We start from the raw sequence: 19,132 nt of genomic DNA on the forward strand, positions 1-19,132 counted from the left end.
CTTCAGCCATTATTTAAATTGAGCCAGGTATTCCTGATAACGATTATACAAATGTCCGGCCTGCAAGTATGCCGACTGCGGACTCATAAAGTGCGAAAATTCAAAAGTGATGGCTTGCTCCATTCCGGCGCGCTCAGCAGCTTGCAGTTTCATCAGCAGTTTCTCCCATTTGATGGGTAAAAATTTAATGGGCATATCGCGGTCAAAGGTTTCTGAGTTGGTCCAGCTGCGAATGCCGTATTTATCAGCCATTTGCTTGTTAACTTGAAGAAAGTCATCCAGCTCATCAAACTCGATGTGTCCATCCTGAAAAGCGACAATGTCCACTGAATCCTTGATGCCGTCAAAAATCTCGCTCCAATCCTCTTCATGACGTTTCAGGCTCACTCCTTCACCACGACTTGTTTCGGCCTGGTACTGGCTAATGTTTTTAATGCCATCAATGTAAGGCGAAATCAAAGTGGTTAGTTGTCCTGAAACCGCTTTACAGTGCTCGCCAAGGCCCGAGTACATCTTAATGATCGAACCGGTTTTGCGGCTGCATTCCTGCGAGATATACCAGCCTTTAAAAGCCGGCATATGGCCGTATTTAGCCCAGACCTCTTCAATCAGTGCTTTGTTTAAGTCTAGCTCCGACTGGAAATCGCCATTTACCCAGTAACGTCCGGAATCGTACAAACCGAAATAAAAATCCATTCCATGCTTGTCGCTTAATTCCAGAAACATCTGCACAAGATCAACCGATGGTTGATAGGCCCTTTCCTGCTCCATCAATATTTTTGACGGATAAGTCAGCCATTTACGATAACCGCTGCGTATTAAAATAACCGCATTGATGCCAACCTGTTTCATGTAGGCAAAATCCAGATCCCATTCCTTTCTGCCCCAATTCTGGTGCGGAATGTCATGACTGATTTCGTCCAAAAAAGTTCCTTTTATCTTCATTCCTGTATGCGTTTATGTCTTTTAAATTCTTTATTTTTTTTACAACTTAATGCCTTCTTCGTTAAATACATTTCGCCAAGATCTAGAGCTTTGCCAGCGACAGCTGCCTGCCTGAAATAATCCCTTGACAAGCCAAAGCAACATCCGTGTGTTATTAAAATTCTTCATAGTCCTTGATCTTATCCAACCAATTATACTTCAGCACAATTGAAGTTACAACAAAAACCCCTAATGCGATATATAAGCCATTGTAATGTCTGATTACCAAATAAATTGGCGCCACGATGAGGGTCATCTGCCAAATAATACCAATCAAAACATTGAAACTATCACGTGCCAAATCTTTATTCTTGGTCAGGTTGGGATAAACCTTTTGTGCTTTTTCATGAACAGCTCCCCACCATCCCCACGGACGAACGTTCTTATAAAACTCAATCAGGGTTTCATCATCGACTGGCTTAGAGAGTAAACATCCCAAGAAACTACCGGTAGAAGCCACTAACAAAATGAGTGGGAATAGGTAAATATCCGGCGTGTCGGGGAAGAACAGGAACTTGATGGTTGATGCCAGGAGGCCACCGACCATTCCCCAGAAATACCCGTAACCGTTAAATCGCCACCACACCCATTTCAGTACGTTGGCTGCCACATAACCGCCATAAAGCGATGAAGTGATCCACAAGGTGAGTGAATTAATTGATGCCGAGAAAAACCCAAAAACAATCCCGATTGCCACAATGCTAATTGAAGCGATGTAGCTAATGCGGATGTATTTCTTGTTTGAAGCATTGGGATTGATGTATTTCTTATACAAATCGTTGACAATATAAGCCGGAGCCGAGTTGACAAAGGCCGAAAAAGTTGACATAAAAGCAGCCAGTAAACCAGCAAGAATAATTCCTTTCAGACCTACAGGAAGCAAGTTGTTGATAACAAAAGGCAGAATTTTCTCAAAATCCACCTCTCCTCCACTGGCTTTCATCATCGGCACTACCAAAGTCAGTCCCAACACGCCTAAGCCAGCCACCATTAAATAGCGCGGAGGGTAAAGAACCAAGGAGGTTAAACCACTCATTTTTGCAGCATCACGCGGCGTTTGAGTTGACAGAACCCGCTGCATATCGTAACCCGGAACAGGGCCGGCCAAACTGGAAAAAATGCCTTTAAAAAACATCATCATAACCAGAGCCCCCAACATGCCAAATCCATCTTCAGCAATTTTATCATTCACCTGGTCGAAAATACCAGACCAGTCAAGACCGGTATTCCATGTGGGCATAATGTCGAACCAGCCATTGGGCACAGCCGCATTAATTTGCTCGGGAGTAACATTAACCATGGCAAACCAAGCTACAGCCACACAGGCAATCGTCATCACAAAAAACTGCATCACTTCGGTAGCCACCACACTGTACATTCCCCCTTTAATTACATAAAGCGTGGTTAACGAAAGCAGGATTGTGGCATATACATATTCCGAAATCAGGTGTATTGAACCAATCGTGATTGATAAATCCCATGGAAAAATGGTGACAGCAAACTTTCCGATGCCGACAAAGAAGTAAGCAATAAAACCAATCGCACTGATGATCGCAAAAACCACCACAATGATGTGTGAAAGTTTCCCGCCCTTATCATTTCCAAAGCGTGTGGTAATCCATTCGGCGCCGGTCATCACATTGGATCGACGCAACCAAATGGACATAAACACCATAATAAAAATCTGATTCCACACCGGCCACAGCCAGGGAATCCAAATACTCTTCACTCCATACACAAAAAAGATGGTCACCGTCCAGGCTGTCCCGGAAATATCAAACATACCCGATCCGTTGGAAAGTCCCAGGTAATACCATTTTAACTGGTTCCCTCCCAGGAAATAGTTTTGAAGATTTTTATTCGCTTTCCTCGAAATCCAAAAGCCAATAAAAATGCTCAGGATAATGTAGCTGACAATGATCGATATGTCAATTAGTTCAAATTTCATTCTTTCAATAATTAGTAATTCATATATTCTATCAGGTTACGAACCCGATTTCCCCTCTTTCGTTTTAAACCCGCCAAATAATTTTCTTCCCGGCCATCCAGTAAACCAAGCTCATAGCCCCAATAACCAAGGCCACAGCGCGCAAGGCTCCCAGCCAAGGTAGTCCGGCAGGATACAAGGCCTCGTAAACACCATACAAAAACGTGACTTTCAGAAATGGAAACACAAACCAGCTGGTTACCACATAGGCCATTAAGGGGTTGCATCCCGCTCCGGCCAACAACTTAACCACAGCTGATTCTTTCCAGCGATCAACGACATAATCAAAAAACATCAGCAGACACAGGGCCATGCCTGAAGTCAAAATCATGTAAGATGCCGTCGCGTAATCTTTTTTTATTCCTCCCTCGACAGGTTCTATTATCAAGCCAATAACAATCAGGTAAGCTGCAAGCCCAAACAGCTGTTGATAATTTGGCAAATGCTTTTTCACCAATCCATACAAGCCCACAAGCATCAAAGGCGTTACGATAAACGCAGCCAATATCCATCGTTGAAAAAGCGCTGTAGTTAACCCCACAACCAGCACAAGCAAACCCGGAAAAAACAAATGTTTCCATGGTGAAGTGCCAGTCAAAGGCTGGTTTTCGGTTGAGTTATTTAAGCGCACTACCAGCATGTCACCCACTGCTGTCGCCGGAATAATGAGCAGCATATAGTGACTCATCCGGAATAAGAAGAACCAGGAAGTAAGCTGAAATCCATCGACAACAGCATCGAAACCGGTGTACTTACAGGCCAGCTGAACAGCCCCCCAAAACACAAACAAAGCAGCCCGCGCTACCCAGCTGTTTCGGGTAAAATACCAGCCAACAGCCCCCAACAGATACACATTAGCCAACAACAGGATGATGATATTGCTGCGGTGTAAGGAAAACTCCTGTCCGTAAACCAGGCGCAAAACCAGCAATAGGGCAACCGCTCCTCCCCAGCCAACAATGCGCCACAGACGTTTTCGCTTTTGATCCTTTATTATTCTGAACATAGGAAACATCAGGCCAAAACCAACCAAAGTCAGCCATTGCAGGTCGTACCCCTGAATCGATTGTTCGCCCAGCTTAAATGAAAGCAGGCTTTCGCCGATGGCATAAGGCAAAATATGTGCAATGTAAATGGCAAAAATAACCAGCGAGAAAAAACGGCTCGCAACAGATTTACCGAGCGCTAAGGTACTCGCGCCACCGGCTATTTTCTTGGTAAAAGCCAAAGGGATAGCCGCTCCCATACAAAATATAAAGACAGGCAGTACCAGATCAACCCAAGTTATTCCGGCTACCTGCGGATTAAAAGCATGGGTCGGTGGTGGACATTGTGCGTGATACATCCATGCCGGCAACGCCCCTCCAAACGGAATGGTAGCAGCAAGGACCATCCCGAAAATGGATAGACCACGTAAAACATCCAACGATAAAGCTCTTTTCATAGTCGGTTTTCCTAATCCAGGTCTTGTTTGTAACTATTGCCAAAGCGGTCAACCACTTCAACTGTAATTTTTGCTGATGGCACCTGAGGTTTTGCACGAAACATATGGTTGTTCTTGCGTGCATCAACCCACTTGTAAGCAAGCTTTTCCTTATCACTGTATGCCTTCGTTGTTTCCGGATCTTTGCCGCTGTAAAGCTCCATCTCTCCCATGCGCTGGCCATCTTCGTACCAATACACTTTCCACTCCGGATCATAATTCCAGACATTCGCGGTTACAAAATCAGGCTGCTCGGGATTAGCTCCCACAGCATAAGCCCGAAATTGGTAGTCTTTGTCGTAACCCGAACTCTTAAAATACCAAGTCAGCTCCGAACCATTCGCCTCAAAAACAGCATAACCTTTTGGTGTTCCGTCTTCGGCATAAGGCCCTTGCCACCATGCCCCGCAAACCGCCGACACATTGTGCTCAATCAAGCGTGGTGAAATGATGGTATTGCTGTTTTGATGGATGTGTCCCGAAATAATATGTCCCTGATAGGGTTTCAGAAGTTCATATAAGGCATGCTTATTCGCAACCGACTGCGATATGGTTGAATACGAAAACTGTTTCAAATCCTGCTCATTCAGCGTGGTTGGAATATGAAGGTTAACGACCACGGTTGAACCCGCGTCAACATGCGCCAAATCCTGCTCAAGCCACGCCAGCTGCTCTTCGGTCAGGTATCCAATGTAGAAGTAATCGCGTCCGAGGTAAAAAACATTATTCAGCACTACGTAATGGATCTCCCCGCGATTAAACGAATAATAAGCAGGTCCAAAATATTTTTCAAAAGTTTGTTCAGCCTTTTTGTTTGAACGTTTAGTGAAATACATGTCGTGATTCCCCATGGACTGATAAAACGGAATACCTGAGAGGCTCAATAGACTTTTAATGCTATCGTACAGCGCAGGAACGTCGCCTACAATGTCACCAGCTCCTAGGCCATGAAAAGGGCGTGGCGCATAATCGTCCACCAGTTTTTTCAAATCGGATGCTACTTCGCGCGCCAACAGTGCTTCCTCGCTGGTTTTAAGCTGCGGATCAGCCCAAACCACAAACCCATGTTGGCTATCATCGACATCCATTCTTTGCAATTGAAAATCAATAGCTTTAATCTTCTCTCCAGAAGAAACTGGCTGAAAGAAATGAGGCACCGAATTTACCACAGGAACGGTGTACCCGGATGGCGAAGAAATATATACGAAGCTACTCTCTAGATCTGCAGGTAATTTGTACTTCCCGTTTTTACCCGTTTTTACAACTGAAAAACCATCCGTAACTGCTACTCCCTCAATTCCCTTTCCTTCACAAGAGACTCTTCCTTTGTAAATTACCTGTTTTTGGGCCATACTGCTAAGTGGGACAGACCAGCCCCAGACCAGCAGAATAAGAATTAGACCAAGCTTCTTTATCATGATTAAGCTATTGATTTTCGTTACGAGTGCTAGTTATTCAATATTGGTTCGCGCTTGAAATAATCTGGATCAGCAGCCATTTCAAAGCCATCTTCAACCTCTTTCCACATGTTTTTCTCGATAATGTGAACGATGTCGAACATCATCAAACCATCTGATGCCTGAAAGTTCATGGCAATAGAACGAGATAGCTGTGGACGGTTATCGTAAAACTGATCAACCAGAATACCACCATAGAAAGGCAGACCATTCATAATGCCGCGAATCTTATCGCAAGATCCTTCAACACAATACCACGTACTGCGGGTTGCTTTACTATCCGTTTCATTTCTCACCAAATTGTTGTTTTTCAGGTATTCCTCCATGGTAACATTGGTATAGTAGTTTCCAACCGTGAACAAATCAAGCTCTTCGGCATAACCAAAGTTTTTATACTCAGGAGTTGCCCAGTTAAACTCTTGTGATGGATCGTACTGATCGCTGGCCCAGTTTACGCCTACTTCGAAATAGGAAGGGTACCAAGCTCCGGTGTAAGTCCCAAACGAAATGTTTGGATTAACAGCCTTCACTGTTTTTCCTGCTAAAGCCATAAAATCATGAATATTGCGGGTACGCCACTCAATCCACTTTTTGAAATATTTTCCACGAACGTAGTCGCTCTTACCATCCGCATTGGTTTTCCATTCGTAAATGTCCGTTGGGAAATTTTTAATCTCTTCGCCCAAGTATTCTTCAAATTTTTTCTTTGAAAAATCAGAAAAATCAGCCATGATGCCATCGTAACGAACACGATCCAAAATAATACCGTCCAAGTCCGGATAGTTAGCTGTTACTTCTTTTAATACATTCAGCATGTGTTCCTGGAAGTCAGGATTAATCGGATTGATCATCGCTGAGTATTTTTTCTTTTGAGTCATGATCGACACAATTCCTTGGTCGGGTGTATACACCATGGTTGCCCACTCCGGGTTTGTGGTATAAGTTTGTCCACGATCAAAATAATTGTGTCCACCAACAAATGTGTTCATCGAAGCATGCACTCGTATTCCCAGCTCATGCGCTTTAGTAATGAAGTGACCTAGGTAGTCAAATTCAGGACGCTCGAAACCAGCCCACTCCTTCATCTGTGGAGCATACTCACTTTTGTAAAGTACTTCGCCGGTAATCGGGCGAATATCAACAACAGCATCCGTAAAGCCAATATTCTTGATTTTCTCCAGGTAAAAATCAATGGAGTCAGGATAACTAAAACGTTCAAAATTGGCTTCTGCATCAAACCACAACAAAGACGGTTTATCCGGCTTGTTCTTAATTTCGTTAGAGACCTTCGGATTGCATGAAGAAAATAAGAACACTGAAAACAACAGTCCTATTAGAATTAAATTTCTCATATTTATCAAGATGTTATAAAAATGTGTTAATTGTTAACACCAATAGCAATCTGAATTCCCTGCTTGGCATATTGCCACTGGTTAGCCATTTTCAGATGGATCATATCAAAAAGAAAGTAGCCATCACATTCATCCATACAGGCTTTTACCGATTCTACAATTGCCTGATTCTCCTGTTGCTGGCTTGCCTGATTGTTGCTGTCCCAATTACCCACATCGGGACCTGCTGCTACGATAGTACCATCTTTGATCTTCTCCTTGGCTAATTTTGAAAATCCCTGCATGGACCATTCAGAAGAGCCGTAAACTTTCAAAGGCGAAGCATATGCTCCGATCAGTATCTGGTCCATCAGTTCTGCATAACCGTAGTTCATGTATTTTGGAGATGCCCACTTATAAGTCTGGGCCGGATTGTATTTTGGGCTGGCCCAGTTTACTCCTACCTCATAGTAGGTGGAATACCACCCCCCCACATAAACACCGAAAAGAATGTCTGAATTGACTGATTTTACTGCTTTTTGGGCCTTCGACATAAAGTCATGAATTACCTTCGCCCTAAATTCGAGCCATTTGGTAAAATAAGGGGGATACGAAGTCATTGCTATAACCTGCTTCATGGTTGCTCCTTGCGGCAGGATATCACCCGGGAAGTTTGCCAGTTCTATATTCCCCAGGTAGCTTTCAAACTTTTCTCTTGTCAGATCGGAAAAATCGGATTGCATCCCATCAAAGCGTCCTCTGTCCAGAATAATGCCATCCAGATCATATTGAGCAAGATCTTTCAGCAGATCACAAAGATAATTTTGAACCTCCTCATTGGCAGGGTTGAAGAATTTCGTACCTCCACCTGCATCCATCGTATTGGTAAGGCCCACAGAAAGGTTTTCGGAGGTAGCCCAATCTTTTTTAGATGCATCCCGGTAAAGGATTCCTTGGCTCCCCAGCCCACTGCTATGTCCACCAACCATTGTATTGAATCCGGCATGTACCTTCAGGCCCAATTTATGTCCTTCTTCGATGAATGCCTGAAGGTAATCCCAGGTTTCAGTTCGTTCTACCTTGGAGTACACTCCATTGACCCACGCTCCTAACCATTGCACCTGAGCCACACCCGGTACAGATGAATTATAAAGGATATCACCCGAAGTGGGGCGAATATCCACAACCACATCAGTAAAACCGGCCTCTTTAGCTAGCTTCAGATCCCGTGTAATGTTTCCTCTGCTATTTGCAAAATCCTGAAAATTAGCCGCTGCATCGATCCAGATGTACCGAGGCTTAGCTATATTTTCTTTGGGAGGATCCGGGAACTCATATTCCGTATTCAGGTCATCGTCACCGCTGCATGCAACAGACAAAACAAGCCATCCTGCAAGGAGAATGAACGAGACAGTGGTATAAAAATGAGAATTTTGTTTTATCATTCGATAGATATTGTTGATTTTCATTTGATATCTTCCCTATACTTCTTCGATATCATTCGTGTCATCTTTTGGATATTTGCCTGACTTATGTTCCTGTCTTGGCAGAGATCAAAAAATGAATTTAAAACTATGATCAAGTTGCCAGGATTTTTATACTGACAACTTGATCATAACACTACTCAGAACCCCATGTTACATGTCTATGCAGTCGTATTGCACACAGACAACACAACCATTAGTGAACATGAAGTAGAGATACATATAGTACCCATCACTGGAAACTTTCAGGATTACATCACCCGTACCATTTGCATTGGTTCCGCCATTGTCCTTGCCGCCATAAGTGCCGATTGGCGAAGTCCATATCGGTTCGGTGAAGGTGGTCGCAGCATTGGCATCATGCAGATAAACCTTATCGTCACTACCCCAGGTAAAGGAGTTGATCGATATATTCGCTGCATATGGATTGCCGTTAAAGACGGTATAGTCTGCAGCATTTTGGATCCAGTTGCCACTAATCTCCGGTCCAAACGCCTTAACCGCATTGGTTTTTCCATCAACCCAGGCAAATTTCCGGGGAAGAGCGTAATAGGAAATGAAATAGTCGCCCGTAGGATCGGAAGGATCCGTTGCAACCACATCAGCATTATTCCACCAAGCACCATCAATTCCAGTTATCGCGACAATTTCCGGCGTTTGTGAGAGCAGTACTCCGCCTTTTACCTGCCAGCGAGCAAAGCTTTTGGCATCTCCCATCAGTGCTGCGGTAATAATGGCATCTCCATCAAGACTTCCTTTAACAGAAAGTTTACGTCCGATGGAAGGACTTTCTGTCCAATCAATATAGAGTTCAGGTGTCCCGTTGACTCCCCTGATCCGCCATACCTTATAGCTACCGGCATTGGGAGCAAGATTGCTCACCAGGATATTGTCTCCGTCGTCAGCTGTTGCAAAGAAGTTCGTAAGACCTCCCACAATTGATCCCATGTTTGGCATTGTACCTACCGTTTCACCTGTCTTGCGATCCAAATAAATCCCAGCTTCATTTCTTGTATTCACAACCACATAATCTTTCGTAACAGCAAGGCTCGTAGTTAGATGTAAAGCACTGATTCCAAGATCAGACTGGATCTTCTTAGACCAAAGGACCTTGGCACTTCCGTTACGCAGCCCCAGTTCAACCTTGTTCGGCACAGCTTTATGAACAGTATAGATGGCCTTATCCTCTCCATTTTGAGCGGTTACAGTCAAAGTAACTTCCTGGTCATAATTAAGTGCAGTGGCTCTCGGGTCCGGACTGAGAGTGGCTCCGTGAGAAATACTAGCTTCCGCGATTACTTCTCCGATTGGTTCAATTGAAATAAGCGAAATTGTTTTGGCCTCTTCATCGATTATACCGGAAATACCAAGCGCATTCAGTCCAAAGTCAGTAATCTTCGCTTCCGCACTTTTCCTTATCTCAGCTACGATCTTATAATCACTTTTGGTCTTTGTCTGATCGGTGATCGTAATGAAGTTTTCTTTGGTTAAATCAAGATAAAGCAGTGAAGGAGAAACTGTCACATTATCATCAATATTTGCCTCTACCCTTACATTGCTCAGCGCATCCATTGTAAGCACCTGATCGGAGGTGCGTGGATAATTGTAAGGAAATACAATAGTGATGATTTTGTTTTCGTAGTCAATTTCGCTCGTAAAACGGTTTTCCGAGCTCTCATCGCCGTAAAACGATGCAGTTATACTGTTGATTCCTTGTCGTGATACCGATGGAGTCAGATCCTCCACCTGTTGGCAGCCGGCTAAAATCAGCATAGCTGAACAAAGGATCACAAGGATTGAATTTATATTTCGTTTCATTCGTTAAATTGTTTATTTCAATGATATCGTATAAGGCTTGTACAAATCATTCTCTCATACTCACTTCATACACTTACTGGTTATTTCCAGCTGTCGAACTGTTCAATCAATGAATTGTTGGCCAGTTCGGCGTCAGGTATCGGTAGAATATAATTCTTAGCAGAGAACTTTCTATCCTGATAGTCCACATCAATGTACTCATAATTGTCGCCGGTGATCTTAAATCCATGGCAACGGTAGTCGTTGTATTCAATGTGAGCCAACTTCCATCTTCTCATATCCCAGAAAAGATGTCCTTCGTAGGCCAGCTCCACTTTTCTTTCGTTTCTGTAGTCATCAAACCATTCATTCCCGGAAGAATTTTTTGCCGGAAGGTTTACTCTTTCGCGTACTTCGTTCATAGCCTCCCTTGCCTCGCTCATCTTGTTGAGTCTGAATGCAGCTTCAGCTTTATTAAGCAGCACTTCTGCATACCGGATCTCCACCCATGTTTGAGTACTTGGCTGACCTTTAATGTCAATAAGCGATTCATCCATGAGTTTTCGTAAAAAATAGCCGGTAGTGGTGAGTCCATAGCTGTAAGGCTGCTCCCGGTAGGCCATGAACGTTCCATAGTTGCCATTTACAGAATTTTCCATCACATTGCCTTTCCAAACACTGCCCGGATAAATAACCGTTGCCTTAAAGCGGGGTTCTAAGTCTTCGTAGGGAGGTCGCGTTGCATTGGCAGTATGGTAGGGTGTCCAGTCCATCTCTGTTCCGTCGGCTTTCTCATAGCTTTCCACCATCTCCTGGGTAGGTGTTCCCAGCCCACCAAATTCATAGCCGTCGCTTAAAGGCACGTAATCTTTGTCGAAAGTATGGGATGGTCCTATCTTATCATATTTAAACTCTAGAATTGATTCACTATTGCTGCCCTTCCATGATTGAGCATAGTCATCTACCAGATCATACTCGTTTGAGTTCACGACTGCATCTGCGGCATCATAAGCCGACTGCCAACGCTCAGCGAAAAGCATTGCTCTCGATTTAAAGGCAAGAGCCGCATATTTGGTCAATCTTCCCTGATCCTGTCCTGACCATGATTCAGGCAGGTTGGCTATAGCAAAGTCCAGATCACTTTCAATCAGATCCCAAGTGGCCTCATTCGAACTGCGGGCTTTATCCTTTTCCATCTCCGCTAGCGAAGTATAAAGGATAACCCCATCATGTCTTCTTGCCAGCTGAAAGTAGATAAATGCACGGAAGAAAAGGATCTGGGCTTCCCATTTTGTCTTCACCTCTTCGGGAAACTGGCCATACTTTTCCATAGAATCAAGAAACTCATTCATTCTTCGAATCTTATTGTACGCATCATTCCATACACTGTAGAAGCCACCCGTTGCAGAGGTAATTAGAGTAGGGTCAAAAACATAATTATTGGGATGACCTGCTTTGTGACCCGCCGCATAAGACCCATACTTGAAAGTATTGGTAAGACTCTCAGTCAGGTTACCGCTGGCCTGCGCCGATCCAAACTGTCCATACTGGTTCAGGTAAGTATAAAAACCATTGATATAAAGATCCACACTCGACTCATCCTCCCAAATCACTTTGTCGGTCAGTTTGTCCGTAGGAGTCAGGTCCAGCCAATCTGAGCAACTGCTGAAAAACAACACAGCAGTGGTCGCATAGAGTAGTGTCCTAAATATTTTTTTCATTTTCAGTCAAATTAAAGTAATTATAATGAGAAGCTAAGCCCTACAGTAAGGGTTTTCTGCTGCGGATAATATCCGTTGTTTACTCCCGGCTGTTCGGGGTCGATATTGTATTTTGTAAGTCCGCTAAATGTAAACAGGTTCGAGCCCTCCATAAAGATTCTAATTCTGTCAAAGCCAGATTTCTTGATAAGAGAGGCAGGAATCGTGTACCCAAGCTGGAACGATTTCACTCGGAGATAATTTCCATTCCTGTACCAGAAGGTTGAGGAATAGGCATTGTTTGTACTTACCGTTACCAGAGACAAACGAGGAAATTCCGCATCCTGATTATCAGGGGTCCATGAATTTTCAGGTACAAATTCCGGTGTATTTCCACCATGATAGAACATTCTTGTGAAGACAGTATTGTCCATTACACCCGAAGAATAAACCCCAGTTAATGCAACAGTACGTCCTAATCCTGATTGCAATAGAATATCAAAGTCAAACCCTTTCCAGTCTCCATTGAGATTGAGTGAGGTTTGGAATTTTGCGTAGGGACTTTTTCCTACATATCCCATATCCTGTGCATACGAAATTTTACCATCTCCATTGCGATCTTTGTACTTGATATACCCTGGCAATACAGGCGAGCCTGTAATTGTAGGAGAGTTATCAATCTCTTCCTGTGTCTGGAATAAACCTTCGGCAATAAATCCGAGCTGTGCGCCTACTTCCTTACCGGTCAATTTGCGGTAATCAGGAGTATTCTCCGAATCACCTGCATAGTAGAGCCATCTGCGTTTAGCCAAGGTTCCAATCCATTTTACGCCATATCTGAAATCTCCAATTTTATTATTGTGCGTAACGGTAAAGTCAAAACCCCTGTAGTCAATTTTATTGACGTTGTCTTTACTGAAATAGTACCCGCCCATGGATGGAGGAAATGCTCCACCGATACTTGCCAGCAAGTCGTATTGGTACTTGTAGAAGACATCCAGTTCCACACCAAGTAATCCTTTCCAGGCCATAAATTCTGCTCCCATATTATAGGTAATGGCTTTTGCCCAGGAAAGATTCGGATTACCCAATGTTCCCGAATAAATCATACTCTGGCTCTGGTTCCCCATAATGAGTGCATTCGACTGAAGGTGCATTAAATTGAGGTATTGGAAGGCACTAACGCCAGATGTCGCCGTTTTTCCGATTCCTCCCCTCAATTTGAGGTTATCTACCCAGTCGGCTTGAAACCATTCTTCGTTGTTCAATCTCCAACCAGCAGAAACAGCCGGCAGATTAACCCATTGAGATCCTGCCATTCCGCTGAAAAGGTAACTACCGTCGCGGCGGAGAGAAACTTCCAGCAGATAACGGTTGTCATAGTCATAATTGAGCCTACCTACAAAACCAATCACTCTCGACTGGCTACTGCCTCCTGAAATAGAAGGTATTTTTTCCTCACCGTTTCCTGTCGTGTTGGTAATCATACTCAATTCATCCAAGCTCAGGAAGTTAAGCCCATAACCAGTCGCTCCCAACTTGTTTGAGAAGTTGTTACGAGTTTCAGCAAGACCAAAGAAATTAACCTTGTGCATGCCGAACTGACGATCATATGTAACGCTGGACTGTGTAACCACATTAGTTGAGTTATATGCGCTTTCAGTCAGAGATGTATTCCCCGAACTGTTCTCGAAAGGCACATAGCCAATCACCTCAGTCGAAGCCCCAGGAAGCGCGGCCATCATCGTCTTAAATGGGATGGTCAGTGATTTATTGAACTGGAAAAATTTATCATAAGCTCCCATAAACTTCAGGCTTAACCCTTCCATCCATGGAGCATCATAATTGAGCGAGAAATTGGTTTGGATAGTGGTGTTCCTTGTTCGGGCATAACCGGATTCATGGATTGCTGCTAACGGACTTACAGGCGAAGAAGCGGTGCGCGTTGAGGTATAATACTCTTTTCCATCTTCTGCTGTAATCTTCATGGGGATATAGGGTAATGCGCGGACAGCCTGCTGCGGGATATTGTGCCAGTCGCCAGGGTTTGCTGAGTAATTGGGTCTGTCATGTTCATCGAGACGTCCGGCCACGTTCATCACCATAGTGATTTGATCTGTGAGTTTCGCATCAATATTGGCCCTCATGTTGTAACGGGTATAGTTGAAATTCTCAACATTACCCTTTTGTTGAAAAGCACCCAGAGCAGAGAAAAATTTCACTTTGTCTGTTCCGCCTGTAGCGCTAAGATTATGATTCGTCGTTGATCCAATACCAAACACTTCATCGTACCAGTTGGTGTTCCCCCAACCATCTACTCCAGCTTTCATCTTTTCCACCTGTTCTGAAGTGAATACAGGCTCGTCTCCATCCATCTCCCGGGCCATGTTGTACCAATAGGCATATCCCGGACCATCAAGCCATTTGATTTGATTGGCATTTTGGCTTACACCATAGTTGCCGTTGTAAGAAATACCCAGCTTCCCGTCCTTACCTCTCTTGGTTGTAACGATGACCACTGATGTGGCATTTAATCCATAGACAGAAGCGGAGGTGGCATCCTTAAGAACTGAGATCGATTCAATTTCGTGTGGGTCGATCTCATTGATGCTTCTAATTACACCATCTACAATATAAGTAGCACCTTCACCCCTAACAAGCAGTGATGCTCCATCTTGCCCGGGTTGTCCTGATTGCTGCAATGAGGTAATACCAGCTACCCTGGCTCCCAGTACGTTTGTCACACCCACTACTGGGGCTTTGGCCAATTCCGTCTCTGAAATGGTTGAAACAGCTCCAGTTATACTGGTTCTGCGTTGTGTCCCATATCCAACAACCACAATCTCATCCACCCCTTCTGTTGATTCGTCAAGTTTTACATTTATTCTTTGCTGCCCTCCTACTTGTATCTCCTGGGTTTTGTAACCGATGAAAGAGAACACAAGAATGGCATCACTGTTTTCAACAGGAACCGAGTAGTTACCGTTGAAGTCGGTAACTGTTCCTGTTTGTTTTCCTTTTATGGTTACTGAGGCTCCAATCAATGGTTCCCCGTTTGCTTCTGATACATTCCCTTTAATTGTTGTTTGTGCATAAGCGTATTGTGTGAATACGCTGATGAAAAGAATGAGCAGAAATCCATATTGATAAATTCTTTTTTTCATCATATCAATTAGCATTGATTCACTCTTAAAATGATCTTTAATTTTTAAAGCAGTTATCTGAAATATTTTGATATTCCTTTGTTAGTGACATTCTAAAAAGATAGAATGGTTACAGAGAGTTTCTGTTTTCGATCCTTGGTTGTTCGAAAACAAATATTTTTCATTTCACTTATAAAAGCAGTAAATTTGTCATATCAAAATTTACTTAATAGCCTGTCCCTGTGCCTCCGAAGCCTTGTGGCAGGCTTTTTACGTTTTCTTTTCATCGTGTTTTATTTATTCCATAGTTGATTAGTTTTATTGGTTAGTAATTTCTTCAATTTAGGTTATATCAATTGTAACGATCGGAAAACAATGGCTGCAGCCCCTTTTGAGGCGGCATCATCTCCAATCGACGAAAAGATCAATTCACACGAGCGCAAGGGCAGTTGTAACCCTGTATGCATCATGCCTGACTTGATTGAATCAATCAGGATTTCTTTTGCTGAAACAAACTCACCTCCAATAATTATGACCCCCGGATTCAACAGGTTAATCATATTCCCCATCGCTTTACCCAGTATAAAACCAATGTTGTGTGTTAGTGAGATTGCAAGCGAATCGCCTTCCGTTGCGGCTTTCAATATATCTTTGTATTTTATTTGGGTGGCTTGTTTTTGGTTTAATAACAAGGAGCTTTCGCCAGCCTCAATTTGCTGCTGAAAGTTTTGTTCCAAAGCATAGCCGGACACTTCAGTTCCCAAACATCCGCGCTTTCCGCACAAACACAATTTATCCGATTCGGCAAATTGAATATGCCCCATCTCACCAGCAAACCCCTGCTCTCCAACAACCAGTTCTCCGTTGGCAATAATGGCCAGCCCCATTCCACGGCTCAAGTTCAAAACAAAGGCATTCTTAATATTTTTTGCCTCACCAAAATATTGTTCAGCCAAACCAAGTACGTGGGTATCATTGTCGATGTGCACCGGGAAAGAAAACTTCCCCGAGAAGAAGTCGGTTAATGCACCCTCTAAAAAGTTGAAGTAATTGTAGGAGAACCCCGTTCTTGAATTCACCCGTCCGGTAATTCCCATTCCCATTCCTAAAACGCAACTCGGATCAATTCCTGATTTCGAAATGGCCTCCTGAATAAAGCGAACCACCTCGTCCAGGCAGCTCTCCGTATTTTCAAGAATGAAGTTTTCATCCTGCATTGAAAAAACTTCTTTCATCTCCAAGTTATAAACGGCAAAAGAAATTCCTTTCAACAAAACAACTGTTCCAATACAGTAAGCGATTTCCGGATCAACCTTATACAATGACGGACGACGACCATTGTCCGTTTCCTTTTTTCCGAATTCGATAATGATGTTGTCGCTAATCAACTCATTAATCAGCTTTGTGCCTGTTGGCACGCTCAGTTTTACTTTTTTACAAATCCCCGGAATAGTAAGCGGTTTTTCCGACTTATTCAACAAAGCCACAATTTTTCGTTTCTGAGTGTATTGCCGACTCTGATTACTCACCTCTTCTATTTTCTTCAGAAATATATCCACCGCAAGCATTGGAATTATTTTTATTTAAACATTGCAAGTTTATAAAGATTTTTATTAACCTCAAAGCTGTTCTTAAACATTTTAATTGAGAAATTCGCTACACAAAAAGACAACAAGACTAACATTAAGAAAACCAGAAGCTACTTGCCGCTTTTTGCAATGATCTTCACTGGTTTCGTAAATTTGCTCCGTATTTTGAACTGGCGGTAAATCAAATCATGAAAAGGGGAACGTATCATCTATGTTGGAGTCGGAACCAGTGGAAGGATTGCTGCTATGGACGTAATGAGCTACCTTGCACCCATGGATTCCCTGAAGAGCGCGCTTTAAGCCTTATTGCCGGAGGGATAGCTGATGCCTCTATTGAAATTGAACCTGACTTTGAAAAAGATGCCTAGGCTATTTATGGAATGCTCTGATTAAACCTTCAACCAGAAGATGTAGTTATTGGAATTCAATCCTCTGTGCCTGCCTTCGTTATTCCTTTTTTGATCTCATCCCACAAATCATACTCAATCACCTGAACGATATCAAAAATCATTAATCCATCAAACAATGTCAGGCAAAGTTCGACGGCATCAATCAAATTACTGCCATTTGTTTAATACAAGTCGGTTATTCCAATCTCAAGACATTTATCCAGGTAATACTGAATAGAATCAATGTAACTGAAACGTTGAAAATTAGCAGAAGCGTCAAACCATAAATACTTAGGCTTTTGAATGACAGGATGGTCCGGCTCCGTTTCCGAAACCGATTCACTCTTATCCTGGCAGGCTTGGAAAATGCAGGCCAGGACAACCCCAAAAAGACCCAGCAAACGTATGACACTTCTACCCATAACCCAGCCTTTATTGTTTTAAGGTTTCTGAAAGTAAATCCCACCAATTGCGATCGATGATATGCACAATATCAAAAAGCATCAGGCCATCCGATTTATCCAAGGCCATTTTCAATGCCCGCGCAAACTGTTCTTCATCACCTTCGTACTGATCAACATAGATGCTGCCACAAAATGGAGTTGCTCCCTGGATCAACTCATTGGTCATATCCGCACAACCTTCCACGGAGTACCAGTATTCACGGCCTTTTCCCATCGCAGCTTCAGTGCGGTTAGCCATCATTTCTTCATTCATTTTCTCAACTTCCTCTATCGTTACCTCTTTAAAATAAAGGCCGCCCATAAACAAGTCAAGCAATTCTGCATACCCGGTGTTCCGGTAATTTTTTGTCGCCCAATCATACTTCACAGATTGGTTGTACTTTTTACTGGCCCAGTTTACCCCCAGCTCGTAATAAACCGGATACCAGGCACCAGCATAAATTCCAAAATCAATATCCGAATCGATATCTTTAATCGTTTTTCTGGCATCGGCACAAAAATCATGAATGATGGTTGCACGCCACTCAATCCATTGGTTAAAGTGCTTGCCACGCTTCCATACATCGGCTCCGTTTTCATCCTTTGCCCAGTAGATAATATCTTCGGGGAATTTTTCAACTTTAATGCCGGCATAGTCCTCAAACATAGCTTTTGACTGCGGACTGAAATCCGAAGTAATTCCATCGTAACGCATACGGTCGAGAATAATCCCTTTGATGGATGGATACATTTTTACGAACTCACGGATTATATTGAGTTGGTATTCTTGAACTTCGGGCAAGGCCGGATTTAACATCCCGTTGTAGTTCCATTTCATTTCTGAAATTGGCCGCAAACCATCCATCCAGTAATTGATGGATTGCCAATCGGCATGGTCGCCATAAATAATTCCACGGTCGAAAAAGTTATGTCCGCCGCTAAACACATTCAACGAGGCATAAACGCCCAATTTGTGTTTCCGAGCCTTTTTCAGAATTACTTTGACCATGTCGTATTTATCGGGACGAACCACTCCCTTCCACTCATCCATGTATGGCGCATACTTGCTTTTGAATAAGGTTTCCCCCATGATGGATTTGACATCCACCACCAAGTCTGTAAATCCAACTTGTTTTACCTTTTCCAGGTAAAAGTCCACCGAATCAGGATAACTCAAGCGTTCAAAGTTTGCTTGGCAGTCTAACCACATGTAAAGAGGTTTATCTTGCTTTTTTTCACCTGCCAAAACAGTGTTGCCTTCTATCAGACAACAACTCCCCAGCCATAGGCTGAGGAGCAGAAGTGATTTCAAAAATAGTGTTGTATTCATCGTCTTTGTTCTCTT

The 19,132-nt window shown here is 43.2% G+C and carries 14 protein-coding genes; 1 reads left to right on the plus strand and 13 read right to left on the minus strand.

The annotated features are described in order from the left end of the window. Positions 1–9: 9 nt before the first annotated feature. The 10 genes from ACRD6K_RS13185 to ACRD6K_RS13230 form a co-directional block, all read right to left on the minus strand. Entirely contained in the window at positions 10–945 is a 936-nt protein-coding gene (locus ACRD6K_RS13185; RefSeq protein WP_299580012.1) for a DUF4434 domain-containing protein, read from the minus strand. Positions 946–1,099: 154 nt separating this feature from the next. Continuing rightward, positions 1,100–2,932, minus strand: a complete 1,833-nt coding sequence (locus ACRD6K_RS13190; protein ID WP_299580009.1) for a sodium:solute symporter family protein — start codon at positions 2,930–2,932, stop codon at positions 1,100–1,102. Between the two features lie 64 nt (positions 2,933–2,996). Beyond that, entirely contained in the window at positions 2,997–4,415 is a 1,419-nt protein-coding gene (locus ACRD6K_RS13195) for a DUF5009 domain-containing protein (protein WP_430973611.1), read from the minus strand. 11 nt (positions 4,416–4,426) lie between these two features. Continuing rightward, positions 4,427–5,872 carry a calcineurin-like phosphoesterase C-terminal domain-containing protein gene (locus ACRD6K_RS13200; protein ID WP_430973612.1) on the minus strand — a complete coding sequence of 482 codons (1,446 nt, stop codon included), beginning with the start codon at positions 5,870–5,872 and terminating at the stop codon, positions 4,427–4,429. 29 nt (positions 5,873–5,901) lie between these two features. Then, a complete protein-coding gene (locus ACRD6K_RS13205; RefSeq protein ID WP_430973613.1) occupies positions 5,902–7,263 on the minus strand; it encodes an alpha amylase family protein in 1,362 nt (453 codons plus the stop codon). Between the two features lie 26 nt (positions 7,264–7,289). Further along, positions 7,290–8,687: an alpha amylase family protein gene (locus ACRD6K_RS13210; RefSeq protein WP_430973614.1), complete on the minus strand. Its 1,398-nt coding sequence runs from the start codon at positions 8,685–8,687 to the stop codon at positions 7,290–7,292. 192 nt (positions 8,688–8,879) lie between these two features. Continuing rightward, positions 8,880–10,544 carry a DUF5018 domain-containing protein gene (locus tag ACRD6K_RS13215; RefSeq protein ID WP_430973615.1) on the minus strand — a complete coding sequence of 555 codons (1,665 nt, stop codon included), beginning with the start codon at positions 10,542–10,544 and terminating at the stop codon, positions 8,880–8,882. An 80-nt stretch (positions 10,545–10,624) separates the two neighbouring features. Continuing rightward, entirely contained in the window at positions 10,625–12,244 is a 1,620-nt protein-coding gene (locus ACRD6K_RS13220; RefSeq protein WP_430973616.1) for a RagB/SusD family nutrient uptake outer membrane protein, read from the minus strand. Positions 12,245–12,264: 20 nt separating this feature from the next. Further along, positions 12,265–15,390: a SusC/RagA family TonB-linked outer membrane protein gene (locus ACRD6K_RS13225; RefSeq protein ID WP_430973617.1), complete on the minus strand. Its 3,126-nt coding sequence runs from the start codon at positions 15,388–15,390 to the stop codon at positions 12,265–12,267. A gap of 323 nt (positions 15,391–15,713) precedes the next feature. Further along, positions 15,714–16,934: an ROK family protein gene (locus ACRD6K_RS13230; protein WP_430973618.1), complete on the minus strand. Its 1,221-nt coding sequence runs from the start codon at positions 16,932–16,934 to the stop codon at positions 15,714–15,716. Positions 16,935–17,143: 209 nt separating this feature from the next. On the opposite strand from ACRD6K_RS13230, the gene ACRD6K_RS13235 reads away from it, so the two are divergent. After that, the gene (locus ACRD6K_RS13235) at positions 17,144–17,323 is read left to right on the plus strand and encodes a hypothetical protein (RefSeq protein ID WP_430973619.1); all 180 of its coding nucleotides are present in this window, start codon (positions 17,144–17,146) and stop codon (positions 17,321–17,323) included. Positions 17,324–17,379: 56 nt separating this feature from the next. On the opposite strand, the gene ACRD6K_RS13240 is transcribed toward ACRD6K_RS13235, so the two are convergent. The 3 genes from ACRD6K_RS13240 to ACRD6K_RS13250 are packed head-to-tail and all read right to left on the minus strand — an operon-like array spanning position 17,380 to position 19,117. Then, positions 17,380–17,511 (minus strand): alpha-amylase family protein, encoded by a 132-nt coding sequence (locus ACRD6K_RS13240; protein ID WP_430973620.1) that lies wholly within the window; start codon positions 17,509–17,511, stop codon positions 17,380–17,382. A gap of 15 nt (positions 17,512–17,526) precedes the next feature. Then, entirely contained in the window at positions 17,527–17,766 is a 240-nt protein-coding gene (locus tag ACRD6K_RS13245) for a hypothetical protein (protein ID WP_430973621.1), read from the minus strand. Positions 17,767–17,776: 10 nt separating this feature from the next. Then, a complete protein-coding gene (locus ACRD6K_RS13250) occupies positions 17,777–19,117 on the minus strand; it encodes an alpha amylase family protein (protein ID WP_430973622.1) in 1,341 nt (446 codons plus the stop codon). Positions 19,118–19,132: the final 15 nt, after the last annotated feature.

It is taken from the genome of Sunxiuqinia rutila (genome assembly GCF_050589705.1).
Lineage (GTDB): Bacteria > Bacteroidota > Bacteroidia > Bacteroidales > Prolixibacteraceae > Sunxiuqinia > Sunxiuqinia rutila.